We start from the raw sequence: 20,733 nt of genomic DNA, 5'->3' as shown, positions 1-20,733 counted from the left end.
CCGATTCAGGCCCGGTAGCCGTCGGCCCCCGCGCGCGAGAGCACGATGGTCGGCACCACCGCGCGCGCCGACAGCCGCAGGACGGCGTCGACCAGCTCGACGACGTCGTCCACGGCGAGCATCCGCTCGGGCGGGATCCGGTCGTGGATCCACGCGCTCATGTCGGTGTCGACGTAGCCGGGCGCGATGGTGGTGGCCGCGACGCCGTTGCCGGATTCCTCGGCGTTCAGGGTGGTGAGCAGGGAGATGAGGGCGGCTTTGGTCGCGCCGTAGACGGCCAGCCCCGACTCGGCGTACACCCCGGTGATGGAGGACAGCGCGACGACCTTCGCCCCGCGCGCCGGGTCGGCGGTGGCCGCGGCGCGCAGCATCGGCAGCGCACCCTGGATCAGGTGCAGCGGCGCCCGCAGATTCACCTCGACGGTCTTGTCGAACCGACGCGTCGTCACCTCCCCGATCGGTGACGCCGTGCCGACACCCGCGTTGAGGATCAGCGCCGACAGCGTGCCGAATCGGTCGGCGTGCCCGGCCAGGACACGGTCGAGGCCGTCGGCGTCGGCCATGTCGGCGGCGACGGCGCGCACGTCGGGTGCGCCGCAGGCACGCAGCTCGGCGGCGACCGCGTCCAGCCGGGCGGCGTCGCGGGCGGTGATGGTGAGCGCGTGGCCCTGCTCGGCGAGGCGCCGCGCGATGCCGAGGCCGATGCCGCGGGATGCCCCGGTGATCAGCGCGGTCTTGGTCGTGGTCATCGTTCCTCCAGTGCGCGCAGTCCCGCCGCCATGAATTCCGGTGTCGCCTCGGCGACGCGTTCGGCCGCCGCGCCCGAGTCCGAGCCCTGCAGCGCGCGATGGGTGATGCCCTCACCGATCACGCCGAGTTTGAAGTTCGCCAGGGCCAGGTAGAAGCCCCAGTCGTCGAGATCGCGGCCCGCCGCAAGCGCGTAGGTCTGCGCCAGCGTGTCCGCGGACGGCATCCGGTCGCTGGTCCACGCGGCCGACGAGCCGAGCACCAGGTCGAACACCGGCGAGCGGTAGACGCACATCAGCGCGACATCGGTGAGCGGGTCACCGAGGGTCGACATCTCCCAGTCGACCACGGCCAGCACCCGGCGCGGATCGGCCGCGTCGAGAATCGTGTTGTCGATGCGGAAGTCGCCGTGCACGATCGCGGCCGCCGACCGGCGCGGAATCGACTCGACCAGCGCCGCGTGCAGGGTCGCGACATCGGGCAGCTCGCGCGTCTTGACCCGATCCCATTGCGACGCCCACAGATTCACCTGCCGTTCGACGAAGCCGACCGGCCTGCCGAACCGCTCGAGGCCAACGGCCGCCGGGTCGATCGCGTGCAACCGGGCGAGCACACCCACCAGTTCGGTGGCGCTCGCGGCGACCTCGTCGTCGGTCAGGGCGGCGAGATCGTCCTGATCGCGGACCACCCGGCCGTCGACGTAGTCGACGACGGTCATCGGCGCGCCCAGCGCCTCGCCGTCCGCGTCGAACGCGATCGGCCGCGCGACCGGCACCGCCGAATCGCGCAGCGCGGAGGTCACGGTGAACTCGCGCGCCATGTCGTGCGCGGACGGGGTGAGACCGGCCACCGGTGGCCTGCGCACGACCCACCGCGAGACCCCGTCGGTGGCGACGAAGGTGAGGTTGGACCGGCCGCCGCTGATCAGCTCCACCCGCAGCGCGCCGCGCACCTCGACACCGCGATCGCGCAGGAAGCGTTCGAGTGCGGGAACGTCCATGCCGGGCAGCGTCATTCGGCGTTCCTCCGCGCCCGCTTGGCCGCGCTCACCACGCGCTTGGCGATGGCCCACCGGTGCACCTCGGAGGGGCCGTCGTAGATGCGGAACGGCCGCACCTCGCGGTAGAGGCGCGCCAGCGGCAGGTCGGCGGCGACACCGATGCCGCCGCACATCTGCATGCTGCGGTCCACGATCCGGACGATCGCCTCGGCGGCGAAGGTCTTCGCGATCGAGGTGGCGTCGGCCGCGTTCTCGCCGCGGTCGAGTTCCCAGCAGGCGCGGGTCAGCAGCGCCCTGGTGGCGGCGATATCGATCTCGTTGTCGGCGATCATCTGCTGGATCATGCCGAGATCGCCGAGCCGCGCGCCGAATCCCTCGCGTTCGACCACGCGCGCCACCGCCATGTCGTGGCCGCGGCGGGCGGCGCCGAGCCAGCGCATGACGTGCGTCATCCGCGCGGGCCCGAGCCGCACCTGGGCGTAGTCGAAGCCGAGGTCGACCTCACCGAGGACCGCGGAATCGGGGACGAGCAGGTCGTCGAAGAAGACCTCGCAGTGGCCGCCGAGCATCGACTTGTCCATCGTGTCGATGTGCCTGCCCACCCGCAGGCCCGGCGTGTCGGCGGGGGCGAGGAACATGGTGGCGCCGCCGCGCTCCCCGGGTTCGCCGGAGGTGCGGGCCATGATGATGAAGAACGCGGCGCCGTCGGCGCCGGTGATGAACCACTTGTGGCCGTTGATCCGCCAGCCGCCCTCGGCACGCACCGCGCGGGTGCGCAGTGCCGTGGGGTCGGACCCGGCGCCCGGAGCGGGCTCGGTCATCGCGAACGCCGAGCGCACGTCACCGCGCGCCAGCGGCGCCAGGAACCGCTCGCGCTGTTCGGGATCGGCGATGTGGGCGAGCATGTGCACATTGCCCTCGTCGGGCGCGGCGATGTTCAGCGCGGTGGGGCCGAAGAGGGAGTATCCGGCTTCCTCGAAGACCGGAGCCCGATCCGACATCCCCAGTCCGAGACCGCCGAACTCGACCGGGCCGTGCGGGGCGAAGACCCCGGCGGCCTTGGCCTGCTGCTGCAGGTCGCGGCGCAGCGTGTCGCCGCCCGCCGCGGCGATATCGCCGTCATGGGCGTCATCGAGCGGGACGACCACCCCGCGAATGAAGTCCCTCGTGCGCTCGACGAGCTCGCGCACCTCGTCGGAATGGGACAGGTCTACCGCCACGGAACTTCACTCCTCACTGCCGAACGTTCGCTCGGTACCGAACAGGGGAACAGTCGCATGTATCGCGGTGAGCTGTCAACTGTCCGCTTTCATTAGCGACATATGTTCAGCTATTCTGAACATTGTGGAGACAGCGGACGGCGCCGAACTCGGCGCGCGGATACGGCGGGCCAGGCTCGCGACGGGACTGTCGTTGCGGGAGACCGCGCGGCGCGTCGGGGTCAGCGCGGCCACGCTCAGCGCGATCGAGAACGGCAGGACCGGCGTCTCCGTCACCCGGCTGCGCGAGCTGGCCGGCGCGCTCGGCACCACCACGGCCGACCTGCTCGGCGAATCGGTCACGCGGCGCCAGGCCACGCCCCGGCGGGTCGGCCCCGAATCCGAGCGGGCATGGCGGGAGTTCCCGCCGCTCGCGATCGATCCCGTGCTCGCCGCGGCTATCGACTCCTTCGTCGAGACGGGCTATCACGGCGCGACCATGCGCGAGATCGCGCAGCGCGCGGGGATGAGCGTGCCCGGCGTCTACCACCACTACCGCGACAAGCAGGCCCTGCTCGTCCGGGCGCTCGACCTGACCATGGACGAACTGCACTGGCGCGTCGGCGCGGCCCGCGGGTCGGCGGGCGGCGGGCGCGACCGAGTCGTCGCCGTGGTCGAGGCGCTGGCGCTGTTCCACACCCACCGCCGCGAACTGGCCTTCATCGGCGCCAGCGAGATGCGCAGCCTCACCCCCGGCAACCGGCGACGCATCGCGGCCGCCCGCAACGAACTGCAATACCTGCTCGACGCCGACATCGACGCCGCGCTCACCGAGGCGCACCTGCCGACCGCGCACGCCAAGGCCGCGGGCCGCGCCATCGCGACCATGTGCACCTCGCTGCCCCAGTGGTTCCGCCTCGACGGTCCGGCCACGCCGGAGCAGATCGCCACCGACTACGCCGGATTCGCGCTCGGACTGCTCGGCATCGACCGGTGAGGACGGCCGATTCGAGCCTGTCGGGTCACCGCCGCGGCTGCTAGGGTCGCGCAGACAGCGCCCCGGTCGCCGTACCGCGACCGGCACAGTGGAGGTGTCGCCGTGACTGCTCGGCTCGACGATCCGTTGACCCTGCCCTGCGGGATCACCCTGCCCAACCGGCTGATGAAATCGGCGCTGAGCGAAACCCTCGGCCGCGCCGACGGCGCACCGTCGCGGCGGCTGGAAACGCTCTACACGCGCTGGCGTCACGGCGGCTTCGGACTGGTGGTCACCGGCAATGTGACCGTCGACCACCAGCACCTCAGCGAGCCGGGCAATGTCGCGATCGCCGACGACCGGCATCTGCCCGAGCTCACCCGCTGGGCGCAGACCTTCCGCCCGTCCACGACTCCCCTGTTCATGCAGATCAATCACCCTGGCAGGCAGGCACATTCGCTGGCAGGCCGGTCCCGCCCGGTCGCTCCGAGCGCGATCAAGGCCGCCGTGCCCGGCGCGGTGCGGCCACGCGCGCTCACCCACGCCGAGATCCTGGCCCTCGTCGCCCGCTTCGGCGCGGCGGCGGGCATCGCCGAGGCGGCCGGCTTCGATGGTGTGCAACTGCACGCGGCGCACGGCTACCTGGTGAGCCAGTTCCTCTCCCCGCTGGCCAATCGGCGCGAGGACGACTGGGGCGGCGACGCGCCGCGGCGGCGACGCTTCATCCTGGCGATCGTGCGGGCGATGCGCGCCGCCGTGCGCCCTGGATTCGCGGTCGCGGTGAAGCTGAACTCGGCCGACTTCCAGCGCGGGGGATTCACCGAGGACGAGTCGCGCGACGTCGTGCGGGCGCTGGTCGCGGAGGGAGTCGACCTCATCGAGATCAGCGGCGGCTCCTACGAGTCGCCCGCGATGATGGGCACGGTCGCCGCGTCCACCGCGGCCCGCGAGGCCTACTTCCTGGCCTACGCGCGGACCGTGCGCGCGCTCGCGGGCTCGGTGCCGATCGCGGTCACCGGCGGCTTCCGGACCAGGGCAGCCATGGCGGGCGCGGTGGCGGACGGCGATTGCGCGGTGATCGGGCTCGGACGGCCCGCCTGCCTGACCCCCGACGCGGGGACGGCACTACTGGTGCGCGGAATGGAGCGATTGCCGTCGTCGAGGGTGCGCTGGGGCGGAGCACGCGGGCTGGTCGGCCGGTTCGGCGATCTGCGCAGCCTCGACAGCGTGATCGATCTGCAGTGGCACACCGACCAGCTGCATCGCCTCGGCGCCGGCAAGGAACCCGATCCGGCGCGGCGCTGGTGGCGGACCGTCGCCTCGGCGACGCTGCGGATGGGACCCGGTGCGCTGCAACCGAAACGGAGCGCGAGCCGATCCCGCCGATGATGGTGCGACCCGCCCCCACGTTCTCGGGGCGGGTCCTTCCCCATGCACCATGCGGCGCCGCCACGTCGCACGGCAGGGTCCATGCTAGACGCGAGAGCCGCCTTCGTCCGGTAACCACACACCGGACAACTCGCGGCGGACACCGTGTCCTGTTCCCGCGGCACCGGCCGACCGGCGAACCACGCCGGGTCGAATGCCCTGGCGCACAGCCGAAACCGGAACGGCTACGGCGTGACGGATTCCCTGCTCAACGTGGCGAACCAGGCGAGATAGCCGGCGGTCACGGCGCGCAGGTCGGCCGACGGCCAGTCGGCGGGGCGCAGCGCCGCGGGCAGCACGGGGTCGGTGGTGAGATGGTCGAGACCGGCGCATACGGCCGCGAATTTCGCTGTGGGGTCGGGCGTTTCGATGGCGGCCAGCAGCGCGTGAGCGCGCGCGGACCAGTCGGCCAGCGACCACAGGCGCGCGGCCAGGCGCGCCGGTTCGTCGACGGGGCGGGTGCGCAGGCGGATCGCGACGTCGTCCAGCGCGGCGGGCCAGGACCGCTCGAGATTGGCCGGACGCATCCAGACGCCTTCCCTGAGCTCCGACAGCCGCAGCCCCAGCAGGGTCGCGCGGAGCGCGGCGCGCTCGGCGGCGGGACGCCCGCCGGCCGTGACGACGACCTGCTCCCATTCCCCGTCCCACGGTCGCTCCGGCGGCGCGGCGAGCTCCACCCGCCGTGCGCGCAGGCCGGGGGCGAGGGTGTACGCGCGATTCTCGCGGCGCAGTTCGCCCGCGGCGACCATCCGCGAGACCGCCACCCGCACGGTCGACTCCGGATAGCCGACGGCGGTGGTGGACGCGCAGATCTGCCGGGAGGTCATCGTCGGCGAGTCGGCCGCGATGAGTATCCGGACCAGTGCCGAGCGGGCCGAGACCGGACGGATACCGGTATCGGGGCCGGTCACGAGGGGTCGCACGAGGTCGAGTCTACATATTTCACCATTGCCACGACCGTTTTGAATATGTAACGTTTCGTGGCATCAGCCGCCGCGCGGCACCGCCGACGACAAGGAGCTCCCCCATGACCGCCGCCTTCCCCCTGGCCGGGCGCACGATGATCATGTCCGGCGGCAGCCGCGGCATCGGCCTGGCGATCGCCGTCGCCGCCGCCCGCCAGGGCGCCAACATCGCCCTGCTCGCCAAGACCGATGTCCCCGACCCCCGCCTGCCGGGCACCATCCACACCGCGGCCGCCGAGATCGAGGCCGCCGGCGGTCAGGCGCTGGCCGTGGTCGGCGACGTCAGGGACGAGGCGTCGGTGCAGGAGGCCGTCACCCGGACGGTCGAGCGCTTCGGCGGCATCGACTACTGCGTCAACAACGCCTCGGCGATCGCCCTCGCCGCCACCGAGGAGCTGCCGATCAAGCGTTTCGACCTGATGCAGCAGATCCAGATCCGGGGCACCTACCTGCTCTCCAGCACGTGCCTGCCGCACCTGCGGCGCAGCCCGAACGCGCACATCCTGAGCCTGTCCCCGCCGCTGAACCTGGCGCCGCGCTGGCTCGGCTCGCACCCCGCCTACATGGTGGCCAAGTACGGGATGTCGCTGCTCACGCTGGGCTGGGCCGCCGAGTACGCCGAGCGCGGCGTCGCCGCGAACTGCCTGTGGCCCGAGACGCTCATCGCGACCGCGGCGGTGCAGAATCTGCTCGGCGGCGACGAGGCCATCGCCAAGGCCAGGACCCCGGAGATCGTGGCGGACGCCGCGGTCGCGATCCTGGGCAGCGACGCGCGCACGACCACCGGCAACACCTTCCTCGACGTCGACGTGCTGCGCGAGCACGGCGTCACCGACCTGTCCGGGTACGGCGGGGCCGGCGAACTCGAGTACGACATCTTCGTCGACCCGCCGCAGGCCTGACCGGACAGACGCCGGAGCCGTCGTGCGCCTGGGCACGACGGCTCCGCGGTGTCTTGTGATCAGTGGCGATGCAGCGATCGAACGGTGATCGCACCCCAGCACAGGAGCCAGCCCGCGGCGCCCAGATACATGAGGTAGGCCAGGCCGACGAGCACGGGTCCGTAGTCGCCCACCCAATCCCCCAGTCGTACCAGGGCGGCGAGGCCGAGGCCGACCAGGAGCAGGCCGATGATGAGGCCCGGCATCGCCAGCGGCGCCATGCTGGCATCGGCGTCCGATGTCGCGGCGTCGCGGCGCTCGCGACCGGTAACCGATAGTTTGCTGTTCGAGTCGAAGTAGAGGCTGCTCATAACCATGAGGTCCCTTCCGGGCGGCCGTCCCGACGCGGCCGGTAGGTGATCCGCAATGGATCTTGCGTGGCCCTTCGCGCCGGAGCGGACGGGCGGATCGTTCGCGACGGAGGGTCCGCGTCGACCCTGCCGTTCGATCACGAACGGTTAACGTTCAGCAATTACGAGCGTGCCACCTCTCAGAAACGATTGACAGACGATGTGATCTGCATCACATAGAACACCAGTTCGACACGATGCGATAACGCGCGTTACATCTCCGGCGAACAGGGCTCGGAACTGGCGAAACACCCCACCAATCGGACGTTTGCCCAGAATGGGCACAACTGTGTGATTTATCCAACCGTTACGGCTCTGACGTGCGAAAACGTGTCCCCGGCCACTGCGACTCGACCGCGATCGACACCGGCGTTCTTCACGGCACCGTAACCAACCGACCCGGCGAGTTGGGCCGATGCCCGATGGAACCCATACGCCCGGAACGGTTTTCGGGTATCACAGTAGGCGACACCGTGCCGAGACCGCGTCGTTCCCCACGATGGGCCGCGGCACCCACCAGGACAGCGCGTGAGAAGGGCGTCGGCAATGAGCGACAACGCGAATGTGATCGACCAGTCGAGTCCGAGCATCGCCCGGGTCTACGACTACCTACTGGGCGGCAAGGACAACTACGAGGTCGACCGCGCCGTCGGCGACCACTTCAAGCTGAACCTGCCGGGCTCGGTGTCGATCGCGTTCACCAACCGCCAGGCTCTCATCCGCGCGGTGCGCGAGATGGCCGAGGCGGGGCTGACGCAGTTCCTCGATTTCGGCAGCGGCCTGCCCACCGCCGACAACGTGCACCAGGTCGCCCAGCGGGTGAACCCCGAGGCCCGCGTCGCCTACATCGACAACGACCCGATCGTGCTCGCGCACGGGCGCGCGCTGCTGGCGACCAACGACAACACCACGGTCGTGCAGGCCGACGTCCGCGATTCGGCGGGCATCCGCGCCCATCCCGAGGTGAACCGGCTCATCGATTTCGACAAGCCGGTCGGCGTGATCTTCAGCGCGATCCTGCACCACCTCAACGACGACGAGGACCCGCGCGCGGTCGTGGACTACTGGACCGGGCAGATCGCCGAGGGCAGCAGCGTGTTCATCTCGCACTTCCGCTCGGGTCACAACGCCGAGACGAGGGAGGCCGAGGGCAAGCTGCAGTCCACGTTCGGGCGCGGCCGGTGGCGCACCGACGAGGAGATCGCGGCGCTCTTCGGCGACCTGCGCCTGCAGGAGCCCGGCGTGGTCGCGGCCGCGCTCTGGCACCCCGAGGAACCCGCCGCCGACGCCCCGCGGATCGGTTCGGCCGAGCGCGAGCTGACCATCTGGGAGGAGCTCATCGTCGCGGCGATCGCCGACAAGCGGTAGGCGAAATTTTCGGGCCCGACATCTCGTCGGTTCGTGCTGGTGAACGCGTCACGTCCGCTATCGTCCATCCAGTTATTTTTCGATGCTGCTGGATCGTTCGTGTCGCTTCGCCGCAATCACGTGCCGCGTGAGATCCACGCCTCGTGCTTTCGGCGACCCTCTCAGACGAAGGACGCCGGTCACCATGCCCGCACCCGTTATCCTCCACGGCCGCATCGCACGGCTGGAACCCCTCGCACCGCACCACGTTCCCGGCCTGGCCGCGGCGGCCGCCGCGCTCGGCCCGGCCGGGTTCACCATCGTCCCGCACGGTGAGCAGGAGGCGCGCACCTACGTCTTCCAGGCCGAGGCCGCGCAACTGGCGGGCACCACGCTGGCCTTCGCGATCGTCACCGTCGAGGACGAATGCGTGGTCGGGGCGACCAGATTCACCCGGCTCGACTACTGGCAGGGCCCGCTGACCTGGCCGTTGTCGGCCGAACCAACCACCGCGCTGCCCGGCGGGTCGATTCCGGACGCCGTCGAGATCGGCAACACCTGGCTCACGCCCGCCGTGCGCGGCGGCGTGGTCAACCTCGAGGCCAAACTGCTCATGCTCACCCACGCCTTCGACGGGTGGGGTGTACGCCGGGTGACCCTGCGCGCCGACGCCCGCAACCTGCGCTCGCGGGCCGCGATCGAGCGCCTCGGCGCGGTGAGCGACGGTGTGCGCCGGGCGCATTCGCGCGGACTCGACGGCGCGGTCCGCGACACCGCGTTCTATTCGATCCTGACCGACGAGTGGCCGGGGGTGCGGCTGCGCATCACCGAGCAGCTCGCCGCACGGGTGCGGCGCGCGCCGCTGATCCCGGCCACCGCCGAGGCCCTGCGGCCGCTGGCGGCGCCGATCAGCTGACCGGGACCGACTCGATCCGCTGGGTGACCAGATCGGCGAGCGCGAGCGGGCGCTCGTCGGGCACCCAGTGCGACGCGTCGTCGACCACCGCCAGGCGGTAGTCACCGAGGACGAAACGCTCGGTCAGCTCGGCTCCGCGGCGGGTCAGCGCCGTGTCCCCGGTGCTCCACACGTGCGTCACCGGCACACGCACCGGCACCGTCGACAGGGTCCGATTGCCGGGCACCACCAACGCGCGGTACCAGTTCAGCGCCGTGGGCAGCGCACCCGTGTCGACGATCTCGCTGTGCACGCGCGCCAGCACCTCCGCCGACATCCCGGTGCCGGTCAGCGCCCGGTCCAGCACGTCCGGCCGGGCGGTCAGCAGGCGTTCCGGCAGCACCGGGATCTGGAACAGCCCCATGTAGAACGAGCGGAACAGCTGATCGCTGCTCACCATCGAGCGCAGGAACGCGCCCGGGTGCGGCACCGACACCGTCACCAGCGTCCGGACCAGGTCGGGCCGGGCCGCCGCGAGCGACCAGGCCACCATCGCGCCCCAGTCGTGGCCGACCAGATGCACCGGCCCCCGGTCGATCTCGCGGATCAGCTCGACCACATCGGCGACGAGTTCCGGCATCCGGTAGGCCGCCCGGCCGCGTGGCCTGGCGCCCGGCGAGTAGCCGCGCTGGTTCGGCGCGACGGTGCGGTAGCCGCGGTCCGCGAGCAGGGCGCCGAACTCGGCGAACGACGTCGCGGTCTGCGGAAACCCGTGCAGCGCGACGACGACGGGGCCGTCCACCGGACCGGTGTCGACGACGTCGAACCGGAATCCGGCCCGGGTGTACGAGTTCAGCCGTGCGCTCACAGGAACCTCCGTCTCGATTGACTAAACGGTAAGTTACCGTTCGATCAGTCGAGGGTCAACGTCCCGTTCCGCCGTGCACCACCGCGACCTCGGCGCCGCCCAGATCGAACGCGCGGTGCAGCACGCGCACCGCGTCGTCGAGCTCGGTGTCGCGTACCAGCACCGAGATACGGATCTCGGAGGTGGCGATGAGGTCGAGGTTGATGCCCGCCTCCGCCAGCGCCTCGCAGAACGTCGCGGTGACGCCGGGATGGTTCTTCATGCCCGCGCCGATCAGCGACACCTTGCCGACGCGGTCGTCGTAGCGCACATCGGTGAACCCGATGTCGGCCCGGCGTTCCCGCAGCAGGGCCAGCGCCCTGGCGCCGTCGGCGGCGGGCAGGGTGAAGGTGATGTCGGTGCGGCCGGTGCCGGTGTTCTGCACGACCATGTCGATGCCGATCTCGGCGTCGGCGACCGCCCGGAAGACCTGTGCCGCGTAGCCGGGTTCGTCGGGCAGCCCGACGACGGTGATCTTGGCTTCGCCGCGGTCGTGCGCGACGCCGGTCAGCACCGCCTGGTCGGCGGGGATGTCGGCCATGGAACCGAACACCGTGGTGCCGATGGTGTCGGTGTAGGACGAACGCACGTGCACCGGAACGTGATAGCGCCGCGCGTACTCCACACAGCGCAGCATCAGGACCTTCGATCCGCAGGCCGCCATCTCCAGCATCTCCTCGTAGGAGACCTGGTCGAGCTTCTGCGCGTCGGAGACGATGCGCGGGTCGGCGGTGAACACCCCGTCGACATCGGTGTAGATCTCGCAGACGTCGGCGCGCAGTGCCGCGGCAAGCGCGACGGCGGTCGTGTCGGAGCCGCCGCGCCCCAGGGTGGTGACGTCGCGACTGTCCTGGCTGACGCCCTGGAACCCCGCGACCAGCACGATCTCCCCGTCGTCGAGGGCGCGCCGGACCCGGTCGGGATCCACCTGGATGATCTTGGCGTTGCCGTGCGCACCGGTGGTGATCACCCCGGCCTGCGAACCGGTCAGCGACCTGGCCTCGGCGCCGAGCGAGTGGATCGCCATGGCCACCAGGGCATTCGAGATGCGCTCCCCGGAGGTGAGCAGCATGTCCATCTCCCGTGGCGGTGGCGCGGGCGCCACCTGTCCCGCCAGGTCGAGCAGTTCATCGGTGGTGTCGCCCATGGCCGAGCAGACCACCACCACATCGTGACCCTGCTTCTTCGTCTCCACGATCCGCTCGGCGACCCGCCGGATCCGCTCCGCGCTCGCCACCGATGATCCGCCGAATTTCTGCACAACCAGGGCCATACCGTGTCCTCTCCCCTGCTCGTCCACGCGTGTTCCGCGCGTGACCCTTCCGAGTATCCAGGGATTTCTGGCACGGCTGTGCAGATTCGTGGTGAAAACGACTGCCGCCGAATCGGTTCGGCCGCGATACTGGGCGGCACGGGGGTGACGCGAGCGGCGTTCGTTCCCGGCTCGGCATCTCTCGGCGGTTAGGCGAATCCCCATGACCCATCAGCTCTTTCGTTCCCCTCGACCCACGCTCGGTGTCGCCGTTCTCGGTTCGGGCCCGCTGGCCGAGGAGGTCGTGCGCATTCTCCGGGCGACCGGCGGCGACCTGCGCGAACGCGCCGGAGCGGAACTCACGCTCGACGGGGAACCGGAGCTGGTGGTCGACGCGACCGAGGACGCGGGCACGGTCACCGCGGTGCTCGACGCGCTGCGGCACGGGCGGTCGGTGATCACCGCGAACACCGCGCTGATCGCCGAGCACGGTCCCCGGCTGGCCGCCGCGGCCGAACAGCACGGTGCCGACCTGTGTTTCGAAGCGGCGGTGGCAGGCGGAGTCCCGGTCGTGCGACCGCTGACCCAGTCACTCGCCGGTGATCGGGTGCACCAGGTGCTCGGTGTGTTCCCCGGCGAACCCGGCCGCCGCACCGCCGAACAGGCGGCGATCCTGGCGACGCTGGCCTTCCACACCAGGGTCGAGGTGGGCGAGGTGTACGTCGAGAATCCCGGGCCCGCGCCCAGCTACGACCTCGACATCGCCGCGACGCTCGGCCTGAGCCTGCGCACCCTCGTCGTGTGCTCGCGGGTCGTCGAGCATCCCGAAGCCGGTGGCAAGGAACAGATCTCGGTGCGGGTGCATCCGGCGCTGCTGCCCGCCACCGACCCGCTGGCCGGGGTGGCGGCGCCGTTCGGCGCGGTGGCCGTCGACGCGGCCGCCGCGGGCAGACTGATGTTCTACGGCACCGGCACCCCCGCGGCCACCGCCTCGGCCCTGCTCGGTGACCTCATCACGGCGGCACGCAACCGGGTGCACGGCGGCCGGGCCCCGCGCGCCTCCTACTACGCCGAACTCCCCCTCGCCCCACTCGGGGACACCCCCACCCGCTACTACCTGAACCTCGCGGTCACCGACCACGCGGGCGCCCTGGCGGCCGTCGCCGCCACCTTCGCCGAACACGGGGTGAGCATCGCCCGCGTGCGCCAGGAACACCACGGGACCGACGCCCATCTGATCGTCCTCACCCACCCGGCCCCCGACAGTGCCTTCGCCGACACCGTCGACGCCCTCACCGAAATGTCCTGCGTCCGCGCGGTTCTCACCCGGTGGCGGGTCGAGGGGACCGATGAGCGGTAGGCCCGCCGCTCGGGCGCGCGGATTCGCCGCGACGGTGTGCCGCCCGCCCTGCCTGCGTTCCCGATCAGCGGGAGAATACGCGAGCGCGAGGCCACGGCCGGTCGTACCGTGAGTCGCATGACGGCACCCTCCACCGACGAAGCCACCCGCCACCTCGCCCGGCTGGCGGCGATCGAGTCGATCATCGCGCTCAAGCACCGCTACTTCCGCGCCTGCGATGCCAAGGATCCCGCGGCGTTCCGCGACTGCTTCGTCGCGGTCGGCTCGGCACTGGACTACGGCGAGCTGGGCGCGATGGACGCCGACGGCATGGCCGCCGTCTTCGCCTCCATCGCCCTGCGGAAGGTCGACGGCAAGCACGCGATCCTCGACATGCACCACGGCGTCCACCCCGACATCACCGTGGGCGAGGACGGCACGGCGACCGGCAGCTGGACCCTGCGCTTCCGCCAGGTCAACCTGATCGAACGCACCGAGACGGTCGCCACCGGCGAATACGCCGACGAGTACCGCCTCGAGAACGGCGAATGGAAGATCGCGACCTGCACGTTCACCCAGCTCTGGGCGATTACCCGCCCGCTCGACGACGCCACCAGGATCGCCGAGTAGGACTCAGGGCCGCATCGGCCACCGGCTGCGGCGCGCTAGCCCCCAGGTGCACCGTCAACCGGATGACGCGGCGCCGCCAATTTCAGACGATCACCGGTGCGGGGCCGATGTCGTTCACTCGCCGCGGCGCGCGTCGGTGGGTTCGTAGCGACGGGTGAAGTCGAGGACCCGCTCAGTGACCCGATCCGGGACCTGATGGAAGATGCCGTGACCGGCGCCGGCGAACACCTCGATCTCGGCAGGATCCTGTTGGCGGTGGCCGGGCTGGCGCAGGGCATGCTCACCAATGACGACTTCGCCGCGCGCGCAGCACAACTCGTCGACCATCTGCTCGATCGTGTGCTGAGCGCCTGATCCCGGTTACAGGCTGAAGGCCACCGAGCGCAGGATCAGCGCGACGATGAACACCACGGTGAAGGCCAGGTCGAGGGCGGTTCCGCCGAGCCGCACCGGCGGCAGCACCCGGCGCACGGGGGCCAGCACCGGCTCCGTCGCGGCGTATACCACCGCCCGCGCCTTGCCCGCCCACGGCGGCAGCTTGCCGAGCAGATCGGCCCAGTCCAGCACCATCCGGACGAGCAGCAACACGATGAACACCGTCAGCAGATAGCCGACCACGGTTCCGATGAGACTCATGCCGCACTCCTTGCCAGCCGCGTGGACCCTGTGTCCTGTCAACGCGCCGGATCGCGCCGAGGTGTCCGATTCCGGTGGTTCTCAGCCGATTATCAGCCCTCGGTGACCCGGCGCCACGCAGATCCGGCCACCGAGGCGATTCCGGCCACCCAACGCGGCGAGCCCCGGACTCGGGGTCCGGGGCTCGTCGTGGATCGTCGATCTACTTCTTACGGTCCTTCTTCTCGCGCACGCGCACCGAGATGCGCACCGGCGAGCCGTCGAAGCCGAATTCCTCACGCAGGCGGCGCTCCAGGAAGCGGCGGTAGCCCGCCTCGAGGAAGCCGGTGGTGAACAGCACGAAGGTCGGCGGGCGGGTGCCCGCCTGGGTGGCGAACAGGACGCGGGGCTGGCGCCCGCCGCGCATCGGCGGCGGGGTGGCCGCGATGACTTCCTTGAGCCAGGTGTTCAGGCGGCCGGTGGAGATGCGCTTGTCCCAGGACTCGAGCGCGGTCTCCATCTGCGGCACCAGCTTCTGCACGGCGCGACCGGTGTGGGCGGAGATGTTGACCCGCTGGGCCCACGGCACCCGCACCAGATCGCGGTCGATCTCGCGCTCGAGCATGTAGCGGCGGTCCTCGTCGACCAGGTCCCACTTGTTGAACGCCAGGACAAGCGCGCGACCGGAATCGGCGACCAGGCTGATCACGCGCAGGTCTTGCTCGGTGATCGGCACCGAGGCGTCGATCAGCATGATCGCGACCTCGGAGGCCTCCAGCGCCGACTTGGTGCGCAGCGAGGCGTAGAACTCGGTGCCCGAGGCGTTGGACACCTTGCGCCGCAGCCCGGCGGTGTCGACGAACTTCCAGATCTTGCCGCCGAGTTCGACCAGCGAGTCGACCGGGTCGACCGTGGTGCCCGCGACATCGTGGACCACCGAACGCTCGTCGCCGGAGAGCTTGTTGAGCAGGCTCGACTTGCCGACGTTCGGCTTGCCGACCAGCGCGACCCGGCGCGGCCCTGCCGCCCCGGTGCCCTCGCGCGGGGTCTCGGGCAGCGCGGCGAGCACGTCGTCGAGCAGGTCGCCGGTCCCGCGACCGTGCGCGGCCGACACCATCCGCGGCTCACCGAGACCGAGCGACCACAGGCTGGCCGCCTCGAGTTCGGCCTTCTGGTCGTCGACCTTGTTGGCCACCAGGATCACCGGGATCTTGGAGCGGCGCAGCTTGCGCACCGCGGCCTCGTCGGTCGCGGTGGCGCCGACGGTCGCGTCGACGACGAGCAGGATCGCGTCGGCGGTCTCCATCGCCACCTCGGCCTGCCGGGCGACATGCTGCTGCAGGCCCTTGGCGTCGGGCTCCCAGCCGCCGGTGTCCTGCACCAGGAATCGGCGCCCGGTCCAGCTGGCCTCGTAGGAGATGCGGTCGCGGGTGACGCCGGGGATGTCCTCGACGACGGCTTCGCGGCGCCCGAGAATGCGGTTCACCAGGGTCGACTTGCCCACGTTCGGGCGGCCGACCACGGCGACGGTCGGCATCGCGAGGTGCTCGCCGTCCTCGTGCTCGCCTTCGAGATCGGCGATCTCCCAGTCGGTTTCGTCGGACCAGGTGCCGTCCCCGACCAGTACCTCTTCGTCGATCATCGCGACCCTCCTGTCGTGGCCGAAAGCTGCTGGGCCACCACGCGGTAGAGCTCGTCGATGGTCTGATCCATCGTCAGTTCGCTGGTGTCGACGAGCACCGCGTCGGCTGCGGGGCGCAGCGGCGACACCGTGCGGGTGGAGTCGAGGGTGTCGCGGCGCTGCACGTCGGCCAGCACGGCCGCGTAGTCGTCGCCGCGTCCCTCGCGGATGTTCTGGGCGTTGCGCCGCTGGGCGCGCGCCTCCGCGGAGGCGGTCAGGTAGATCTTGGCGTCGGCGCCGGTGAGCACCACGGTGCCGATGTCGCGGCCCTCGACCACGATCCGGCCTGCGACGGCGGCGATCTCGCGCTGCGAGGCGACGAGCTGCTCACGCACCTGCGCCACCGCCGACACCGCGGAGACGGCCTTGGTGACGGCGTCGCCGCGGATCTCGGCCGAGACGTCCTCGCCGTCGAGCTCGATCACCTCGTGGCTCGGGTCGGTGCCGATCGACAACGGCAGCGCCGCGACGGTGTCGGCGATCGCCACCGGATCGGTCAGGTCGACCCCGGCGCGCAGCACGCGCAGCGTAGCGACCCGGTACATGGCGCCGGTGTCGAGATAGCGGGCTCCGAGCCGGGTGGCCAGCCGGCGCGACACACTGGACTTGCCGGTGCCGGAGGGACCGTCCATCGCGACGACCAGGGTGCCGTCGCCGGTCATGCGGTCGCCCATGATCTCCACCGGGGAATCCACTCCGTTCACAACTGCACCGCCTCGTAGAGTTTGCCGATCTCGTCCCGGCCGAGCACTCGCAGCGTGCCCGGCCGCTGGTCGCCCAGCGCCACCGGACCCAGATGGGTGCGGACCAGCCGGATCACCGGGTGGCCGACCTCGTCGAGCAGCCTACGCACGATGTGCTTGCGGCCCTCGTGCAACACGAGCTTGACCAGCGAACGACCCTCGTGGGCCTCGAGCAGCGCGAACCGGTCGACCTTGGCCGGACCGTCCTCGAGCTCGACGCCGTCGCGCAGGCGCTTGCTGATCAGGCGGTAGTTCACCTCGCCCTGCACGGTGGCCAGGTAGGTCTTGGGCACCTCGAAGGAGGGGTGCATCAGCCGATGCGCCATCTCGCCGTCGTTGGTCAGCAGCAGCAGGCCCTCGGTGTCGGCGTCGAGACGGCCGACGTGGAACAGGCGCTGACCGGCGGCGATCCGCTCGGCGACGATGTCGCCGACGCAGGGACGGCCCAGATCGTCGGACATGGTCGACTGCCAGCCACGCGGCTTGTTCAGCACCAGGTGCACGAGCTCGTCGCGCACGACGACCCGGGTGCCGTCGACACGCACGACCGCGTTCTCCGGGTCCACACGCAGACCCTGCTCGCGCACGATCCTGCCGTCGACCTCGACGCGACCGGCCGCGATCATGTCCTCGGCGGCGCGGCGCGAGGCCACGCCCGCCTTGGCGAGCACCTTCTGCAGGCGTTCGCCCTCGCCCCAGGGCAGCTTCTTCGGACCCTCGGCGGTGTCGGCGTGCTGGTGCCGCGCGGGCTTGGCGTTGTTCAGGATGGTCGGCGCGACCACCTTGCGCTGCGGCTTGGCCGCCTTCTTCCGCGCGGCGGGCGCCTGCGCGGTGGCAGGCCGGGCGTTGCCGCCCGCGCGCGGCGCGGCGCCACGCGGCTGAGCCCCGGGACGTCCACCGCGTTCGGCGTCGTCGCGCTGGTAGCCGCCGGTGCCACGGCGACCGCCGTCACGCTGGAAACCTCCGGCCGACGCGCCACGGCGGCCGCCGGATTCGCCGTCACGCTGGTAGCCGCCCGCCGAGCCGCCACGGCGGCCGCCGTACTCGGTGTCGCGCTGGTAGCCGCCCGCGGACGTGCCGCGGGAGTAGCCCCCCGCGCCGGTGCCGCGGCGGCCGGTGGCCTCGCCGCGGGCGCCGCCCTGCCCGGTGCGCGCGGTGCCGCCGCGGGTTCCCGCGGTCCGGTTCGCGCCGCTACGGGGCTGGTCGGTGCGTCTTCTTCGATCCGGTGTGCCATCTCGGCGAGCGGAATTATTCATCTGTCCTGTCAATCGTCGGTGCCGAGGTCCATGTCGGACTCGGCGGGTTTCTTCAGCCTGGTGAACCGGGGGTCGGTCTCCAGGCTCTCGCTGATCTCATCGATCAGGTCGACGCCGGGAAGCAGCGGCGCCAGCGGTGGCAGGTCGCCGAGGGAGGCGAGCCCGATCCGTTCGAGGAACAACTCGGTGGTGCGGTACAGCGTGCCGTTGGTCTCCGGGTCCTGACCCGCTTCCGCGATCAGGCCCCTGGCGAGCAGTGTGCGCATCACTCCGTCGACGTTCACCCCGCGCACCGCGCTGACCCTGGTGCGGGTCACCGGCTGGCGGTAAGCGATCACCGCCAAGGTCTCCAAGGCGGCCCGGGTGAGCTTCGTCCGGGCCCCGTCGAGCAGTACACGCTCGACATAGGGCGCGTACTCCTGTCGAGTATAGAAGCGCCAGCCGTCCCCGACGAAACGCAGGTCGATGCCGCTGCCCCGGGCGGTGAGCTCGGCCGACATCGCTCGCAGGGTGGCCTCGACCCGTTCGGCGGTGTCGTCCACGGCCGCGGCCAGCTGTTCTACCGGCGCGGGAGCGTCGACGACGAGCAGCATGGCCTCGAGCGCCGACCGCAGTTCGGGGTCGTCGAGCGGCTCGGAAGTGAACTCCACCACTGCCTCGGTCATGCTGTTCCCTCCCGCCGCCTCCGAGCTCGACCCGATCATCCGTAATCCTCCTCGAAGGTCAGGGCCGCCGCCTCGGCGTCCGGATCCAGTTCGCCGAGCCAGCTCACGGCCAGCGGGCCGAGCGGATCGGGCTGGTCGAACGCGATGGTCTTGCCGCGATACAGCTCGAGCAACGCCAGGAAGCGCGCCACGATTTCCACCGGGACGGTGCAGTCCTCGACCAGCTCGGCGAAGGTGGTCCAGCCGCCGGGCCCGCGTTCCTTCAACCGGGCCAGCACCAGTTCGGCCTGCTCGGCGACCGAGATGGTGTGCATGTGCAGGTGCCCGAGGCCCACCTGGGCGATCGGGCGTGGCCGGAACGCGGCGGCGGCGATCTCGGCGAACGCGGCGATGTCGACGCCGAGCGTCACCTCGGGCAGCAGACCCTCGAACTGTTCCTCGAGCGCCACCGACCGCGGGTACCGGCGCAGCGCGGCCGATTCCAGTTCCCCGAACAGCTCGGCGACCTGTTTGAACGCCCGGTACTGCAGCAGCCGGGCGAACAGCAGGTCGCGGGCGTCGAGCAGTTCCAGGTCGTCGGCGTCGGTCATCTCGCCCGAGGGCAGCAGCCGGGCCGCCTTGAGATCGAGCAGGGTCGCGGCGACGACGAGGAACTCGGTGGTCTGATCGAGGATCTTGTCGGCGCGCAGCTTGGTGTTCTCGACGAGCTCGGCGGTCAACGCCTTCGTGTAGGCGATGAATTCGTCGGTGACCTGATGCAGCGCGACCTCGGTGACATCGAGTTTGCGCGAACTGATCAGCGTCAGCAGCAGATCGAACGGCCCTTCGAAATTCTTCAGCCGCAGATGGAAACCGGTGTTCTCGGCGGGAGGAGCCGCTTCTTCGGAGACTTCGGGCACCGCGGGTCGAGCGTCGATCACCGGCCCGACCGGTGGATGACCTCGCGTGCCATCGCCCGATACGCCTCGGCGCCGCCGGATTTCGGCGCCCACGTGGTGATGGGTTCCCCGGCGACGCTGGCGTCGGGGAACCGCACGGTGCGCGAGATGGCGGTGTCGTAGACGAGGTCGCCGAACACCTCGACCACGCGCGACATCACCTGGCGTGAGTGCAGCAGCCGCGCGTCGAACATGGTGACCACGATGCCGTACAGGCTCAACCGCGGGTTGAGGCGGTCGCGCACCTTCTCGACGGTGTCGTTGAGCAGCGCCAGGCCACGCAGCGAGAAGTACTCGCACTCCATCGGGATGATCACACCGTCGGAGCAGGCCAGCGCGTTGACGGTGAGCAGGCCCAGCGAGGGCTGGCAGTCGATGAGGATGTAGTCGTAGCGGTCGCGGACCCCGGCCAGCGCCCGGCCCAGCGACTGCTCCCTGCCCACCTCGTTGACCAGCTGGATCTCGGCCGCGGAGAGGTCGATGTTGCTGGGTAGCAGGTCCATCCCGTCGACCTTGGTGGTCTGCAGGACGTCGTCGACGGTGGCCTTCCCGCCGATCAGCAGGTTGTGCACGGTCAGGTCGAGATCGTGGTGGGCCACGCCGAGGCCGGCCGAGAGCGCACCCTGCGGATCGAGGTCGACGAGCAGCACGCGGCGGCCGTATTCGGCCAGGGCCGCACCGAGATTGATGGTCGAGGTGGTCTTGCCGACCCCGCCCTTCTGGTTGCACATGGCCACCACCAGCGCGTCACCGTGACGCTGCACCTGCGGCGGTTCGGGTACCAGTCGCAGCGGGCGCCCGGTCGGGCCCATCTCGACGGCCTCGGCGACCTGATCCGGTCCACCGTCCCACGGTGTTT

The 20,733-nt window shown here is 70.9% G+C and carries 22 protein-coding genes; 7 read left to right on the top strand and 15 right to left on the bottom strand.

Annotated elements, in window-relative coordinates:
• Positions 1-5: 5 nt before the first annotated feature.
• The 3 genes from AB0H56_RS27180 to AB0H56_RS27170 are packed head-to-tail and all read right to left on the bottom strand — an operon-like array spanning position 6 to position 2,967.
• Complete coding sequence (locus AB0H56_RS27180; protein ID WP_357168372.1) at positions 6-749, bottom strand: SDR family oxidoreductase; 744 nt, start codon at positions 747-749, stop codon at positions 6-8.
• Positions 746-1,747 carry a phosphotransferase family protein gene (locus tag AB0H56_RS27175; protein ID WP_357168370.1) on the bottom strand — a complete coding sequence of 334 codons (1,002 nt, stop codon included), beginning with the start codon at positions 1,745-1,747 and terminating at the stop codon, positions 746-748. The genes AB0H56_RS27180 and AB0H56_RS27175 overlap by 4 nt, the downstream gene beginning before the upstream one ends.
• 11 nt (positions 1,748-1,758) lie before the next feature.
• On the bottom strand, positions 1,759-2,967 hold the full coding sequence (locus AB0H56_RS27170) for an acyl-CoA dehydrogenase family protein (RefSeq protein WP_357168368.1): 1,209 nt from the start codon (positions 2,965-2,967) through the stop codon (positions 1,759-1,761).
• A gap of 124 nt (positions 2,968-3,091) precedes the next feature.
• On the opposite strand from AB0H56_RS27170, the gene AB0H56_RS27165 reads away from it, so the two are divergent.
• Together AB0H56_RS27165 and AB0H56_RS27160 are read left to right on the top strand one after the other, a co-directional pair.
• Positions 3,092-3,943, top strand: coding sequence for a TetR family transcriptional regulator (locus tag AB0H56_RS27165; protein WP_357168366.1), 852 nt, complete (start codon positions 3,092-3,094; stop codon positions 3,941-3,943).
• Positions 3,944-4,045: 102 nt separating this feature from the next.
• Entirely contained in the window at positions 4,046-5,311 is a 1,266-nt protein-coding gene (locus AB0H56_RS27160; RefSeq protein ID WP_357168364.1) for an NADH:flavin oxidoreductase/NADH oxidase family protein, read from the top strand.
• Positions 5,312-5,535: 224 nt separating this feature from the next.
• Here the strand turns inward: AB0H56_RS27160 and AB0H56_RS27155 are convergent, their stop codons facing one another.
• The gene (locus AB0H56_RS27155) at positions 5,536-6,273 is read right to left on the bottom strand and encodes a PaaX domain-containing protein, C- domain protein (protein ID WP_357168362.1); all 738 of its coding nucleotides are present in this window, start codon (positions 6,271-6,273) and stop codon (positions 5,536-5,538) included.
• A gap of 104 nt (positions 6,274-6,377) precedes the next feature.
• Here AB0H56_RS27155 and AB0H56_RS27150 point away from each other — a divergent pair, with 104 nt between their 5' ends.
• Positions 6,378-7,217: an NAD(P)-dependent oxidoreductase gene (locus AB0H56_RS27150; protein ID WP_357168360.1), complete on the top strand. Its 840-nt coding sequence runs from the start codon at positions 6,378-6,380 to the stop codon at positions 7,215-7,217.
• Positions 7,218-7,276: 59 nt separating this feature from the next.
• Here AB0H56_RS27150 and AB0H56_RS27145 read toward each other — a convergent pair whose 3' ends face one another.
• A complete protein-coding gene (locus tag AB0H56_RS27145) occupies positions 7,277-7,567 on the bottom strand; it encodes a hypothetical protein (protein WP_357168358.1) in 291 nt (96 codons plus the stop codon).
• Between the two features lie 585 nt (positions 7,568-8,152).
• Here AB0H56_RS27145 and AB0H56_RS27140 point away from each other — a divergent pair.
• Entirely contained in the window at positions 8,153-8,974 is an 822-nt protein-coding gene (locus tag AB0H56_RS27140; protein WP_357168356.1) for an SAM-dependent methyltransferase, read from the top strand.
• A gap of 184 nt (positions 8,975-9,158) precedes the next feature.
• Entirely contained in the window at positions 9,159-9,869 is a 711-nt protein-coding gene (locus AB0H56_RS27135; protein WP_357168354.1) for a GNAT family protein, read from the top strand.
• Here AB0H56_RS27135 and AB0H56_RS27130 read toward each other — a convergent pair.
• Together AB0H56_RS27130 and AB0H56_RS27125 are read right to left on the bottom strand one after the other, a co-directional pair.
• Complete coding sequence (locus AB0H56_RS27130) at positions 9,862-10,716, bottom strand: alpha/beta fold hydrolase (protein ID WP_357168352.1); 855 nt, start codon at positions 10,714-10,716, stop codon at positions 9,862-9,864. The two genes, AB0H56_RS27135 and AB0H56_RS27130, sit on opposite strands and share 8 nt — an antisense overlap.
• A gap of 55 nt (positions 10,717-10,771) precedes the next feature.
• Positions 10,772-12,028, bottom strand: a complete 1,257-nt coding sequence (locus tag AB0H56_RS27125; RefSeq protein ID WP_110040924.1) for an aspartate kinase — start codon at positions 12,026-12,028, stop codon at positions 10,772-10,774.
• Positions 12,029-12,230: 202 nt separating this feature from the next.
• On the opposite strand from AB0H56_RS27125, the gene AB0H56_RS27120 reads away from it, so the two are divergent.
• Together AB0H56_RS27120 and AB0H56_RS27115 are read left to right on the top strand one after the other, a co-directional pair.
• Positions 12,231-13,367, top strand: coding sequence for an ACT domain-containing protein (locus AB0H56_RS27120; RefSeq protein ID WP_357168349.1), 1,137 nt, complete (start codon positions 12,231-12,233; stop codon positions 13,365-13,367).
• 117 nt (positions 13,368-13,484) lie between these two features.
• On the top strand, positions 13,485-13,976 hold the full coding sequence (locus AB0H56_RS27115) for a nuclear transport factor 2 family protein (RefSeq protein WP_357168347.1): 492 nt from the start codon (positions 13,485-13,487) through the stop codon (positions 13,974-13,976).
• A gap of 114 nt (positions 13,977-14,090) precedes the next feature.
• On the opposite strand, the gene AB0H56_RS27110 is transcribed toward AB0H56_RS27115, so the two are convergent.
• The 8 genes from AB0H56_RS27110 to AB0H56_RS27075 form a co-directional block, all read right to left on the bottom strand.
• Entirely contained in the window at positions 14,091-14,303 is a 213-nt protein-coding gene (locus AB0H56_RS27110) for a hypothetical protein (protein WP_357168345.1), read from the bottom strand.
• Positions 14,304-14,336: 33 nt separating this feature from the next.
• Positions 14,337-14,612 carry a YggT family protein gene (locus AB0H56_RS27105; protein ID WP_357168343.1) on the bottom strand — a complete coding sequence of 92 codons (276 nt, stop codon included), beginning with the start codon at positions 14,610-14,612 and terminating at the stop codon, positions 14,337-14,339.
• Between the two features lie 202 nt (positions 14,613-14,814).
• Positions 14,815-16,233 (bottom strand): ribosome biogenesis GTPase Der, encoded by a 1,419-nt coding sequence (der, locus tag AB0H56_RS27100; protein WP_357168341.1) that lies wholly within the window; start codon positions 16,231-16,233, stop codon positions 14,815-14,817.
• On the bottom strand, positions 16,230-16,934 hold the full coding sequence (gene cmk, locus AB0H56_RS27095) for a (d)CMP kinase (RefSeq protein WP_357168506.1): 705 nt from the start codon (positions 16,932-16,934) through the stop codon (positions 16,230-16,232). The genes der and cmk overlap by 4 nt, the downstream gene beginning before the upstream one ends.
• Before the next feature lie 38 nt (positions 16,935-16,972).
• The gene (locus AB0H56_RS27090) at positions 16,973-18,271 is read right to left on the bottom strand and encodes a pseudouridine synthase (RefSeq protein WP_357168339.1); all 1,299 of its coding nucleotides are present in this window, start codon (positions 18,269-18,271) and stop codon (positions 16,973-16,975) included.
• Between the two features lie 8 nt (positions 18,272-18,279).
• Complete coding sequence (gene scpB, locus AB0H56_RS27085; RefSeq protein WP_357168337.1) at positions 18,280-18,936, bottom strand: SMC-Scp complex subunit ScpB; 657 nt, start codon at positions 18,934-18,936, stop codon at positions 18,280-18,282.
• Between the two features lie 35 nt (positions 18,937-18,971).
• Positions 18,972-19,835, bottom strand: coding sequence for a segregation/condensation protein A (locus AB0H56_RS27080; protein WP_357168504.1), 864 nt, complete (start codon positions 19,833-19,835; stop codon positions 18,972-18,974).
• A gap of 17 nt (positions 19,836-19,852) precedes the next feature.
• Positions 19,853-20,686 (bottom strand): ParA family protein, encoded by an 834-nt coding sequence (locus tag AB0H56_RS27075; RefSeq protein ID WP_280220420.1) that lies wholly within the window; start codon positions 20,684-20,686, stop codon positions 19,853-19,855.
• Positions 20,687-20,733 lie beyond the last annotated feature (47 nt).

It is taken from the genome of Nocardia sp. NPDC050717 (assembly GCF_040654275.1).
Taxonomy (GTDB): Bacteria; Actinomycetota; Actinomycetes; order Mycobacteriales; family Mycobacteriaceae; genus Nocardia.
This window is presented reverse-complemented; position numbering and strand designations above follow the sequence as displayed.

Coding starts and splice junctions, on each gene's coding strand:
- AB0H56_RS27110 (WP_357168345.1), bottom strand. CDS start 14,303: ATGGTCGACGAGTTGTGCTGCGCGCGCGGCGAAGTCGTCATTGGTGAG.
- scpB (WP_357168337.1), bottom strand. CDS start 18,936: ATGACCGAGGCAGTGGTGGAGTTCACTTCCGAGCCGCTCGACGACCCC.
- AB0H56_RS27175 (WP_357168370.1), bottom strand. CDS start 1,747: ATGGACGTTCCCGCACTCGAACGCTTCCTGCGCGATCGCGGTGTCGAG.
- AB0H56_RS27145 (WP_357168358.1), bottom strand. CDS start 7,567: ATGAGCAGCCTCTACTTCGACTCGAACAGCAAACTATCGGTTACCGGT.
- AB0H56_RS27140 (WP_357168356.1), top strand. CDS start 8,153: ATGAGCGACAACGCGAATGTGATCGACCAGTCGAGTCCGAGCATCGCC.
- AB0H56_RS27090 (WP_357168339.1), bottom strand. CDS start 18,271: ATGAATAATTCCGCTCGCCGAGATGGCACACCGGATCGAAGAAGACGC.
- cmk (WP_357168506.1), bottom strand. CDS start 16,934: ATGACCGGCGACGGCACCCTGGTCGTCGCGATGGACGGTCCCTCCGGC.
- AB0H56_RS27120 (WP_357168349.1), top strand. CDS start 12,231: ATGACCCATCAGCTCTTTCGTTCCCCTCGACCCACGCTCGGTGTCGCC.
- AB0H56_RS27105 (WP_357168343.1), bottom strand. CDS start 14,612: ATGAGTCTCATCGGAACCGTGGTCGGCTATCTGCTGACGGTGTTCATC.
- AB0H56_RS27125 (WP_110040924.1), bottom strand. CDS start 12,028: ATGGCCCTGGTTGTGCAGAAATTCGGCGGATCATCGGTGGCGAGCGCG.
- AB0H56_RS27135 (WP_357168354.1), top strand. CDS start 9,159: ATGCCCGCACCCGTTATCCTCCACGGCCGCATCGCACGGCTGGAACCC.
- der (WP_357168341.1), bottom strand. CDS start 16,233: ATGATCGACGAAGAGGTACTGGTCGGGGACGGCACCTGGTCCGACGAA.
- AB0H56_RS27180 (WP_357168372.1), bottom strand. CDS start 749: ATGACCACGACCAAGACCGCGCTGATCACCGGGGCATCCCGCGGCATC.
- AB0H56_RS27115 (WP_357168347.1), top strand. CDS start 13,485: ATGACGGCACCCTCCACCGACGAAGCCACCCGCCACCTCGCCCGGCTG.
- AB0H56_RS27075 (WP_280220420.1), bottom strand. CDS start 20,686: ATGGGCCCGACCGGGCGCCCGCTGCGACTGGTACCCGAACCGCCGCAG.
- AB0H56_RS27150 (WP_357168360.1), top strand. CDS start 6,378: ATGACCGCCGCCTTCCCCCTGGCCGGGCGCACGATGATCATGTCCGGC.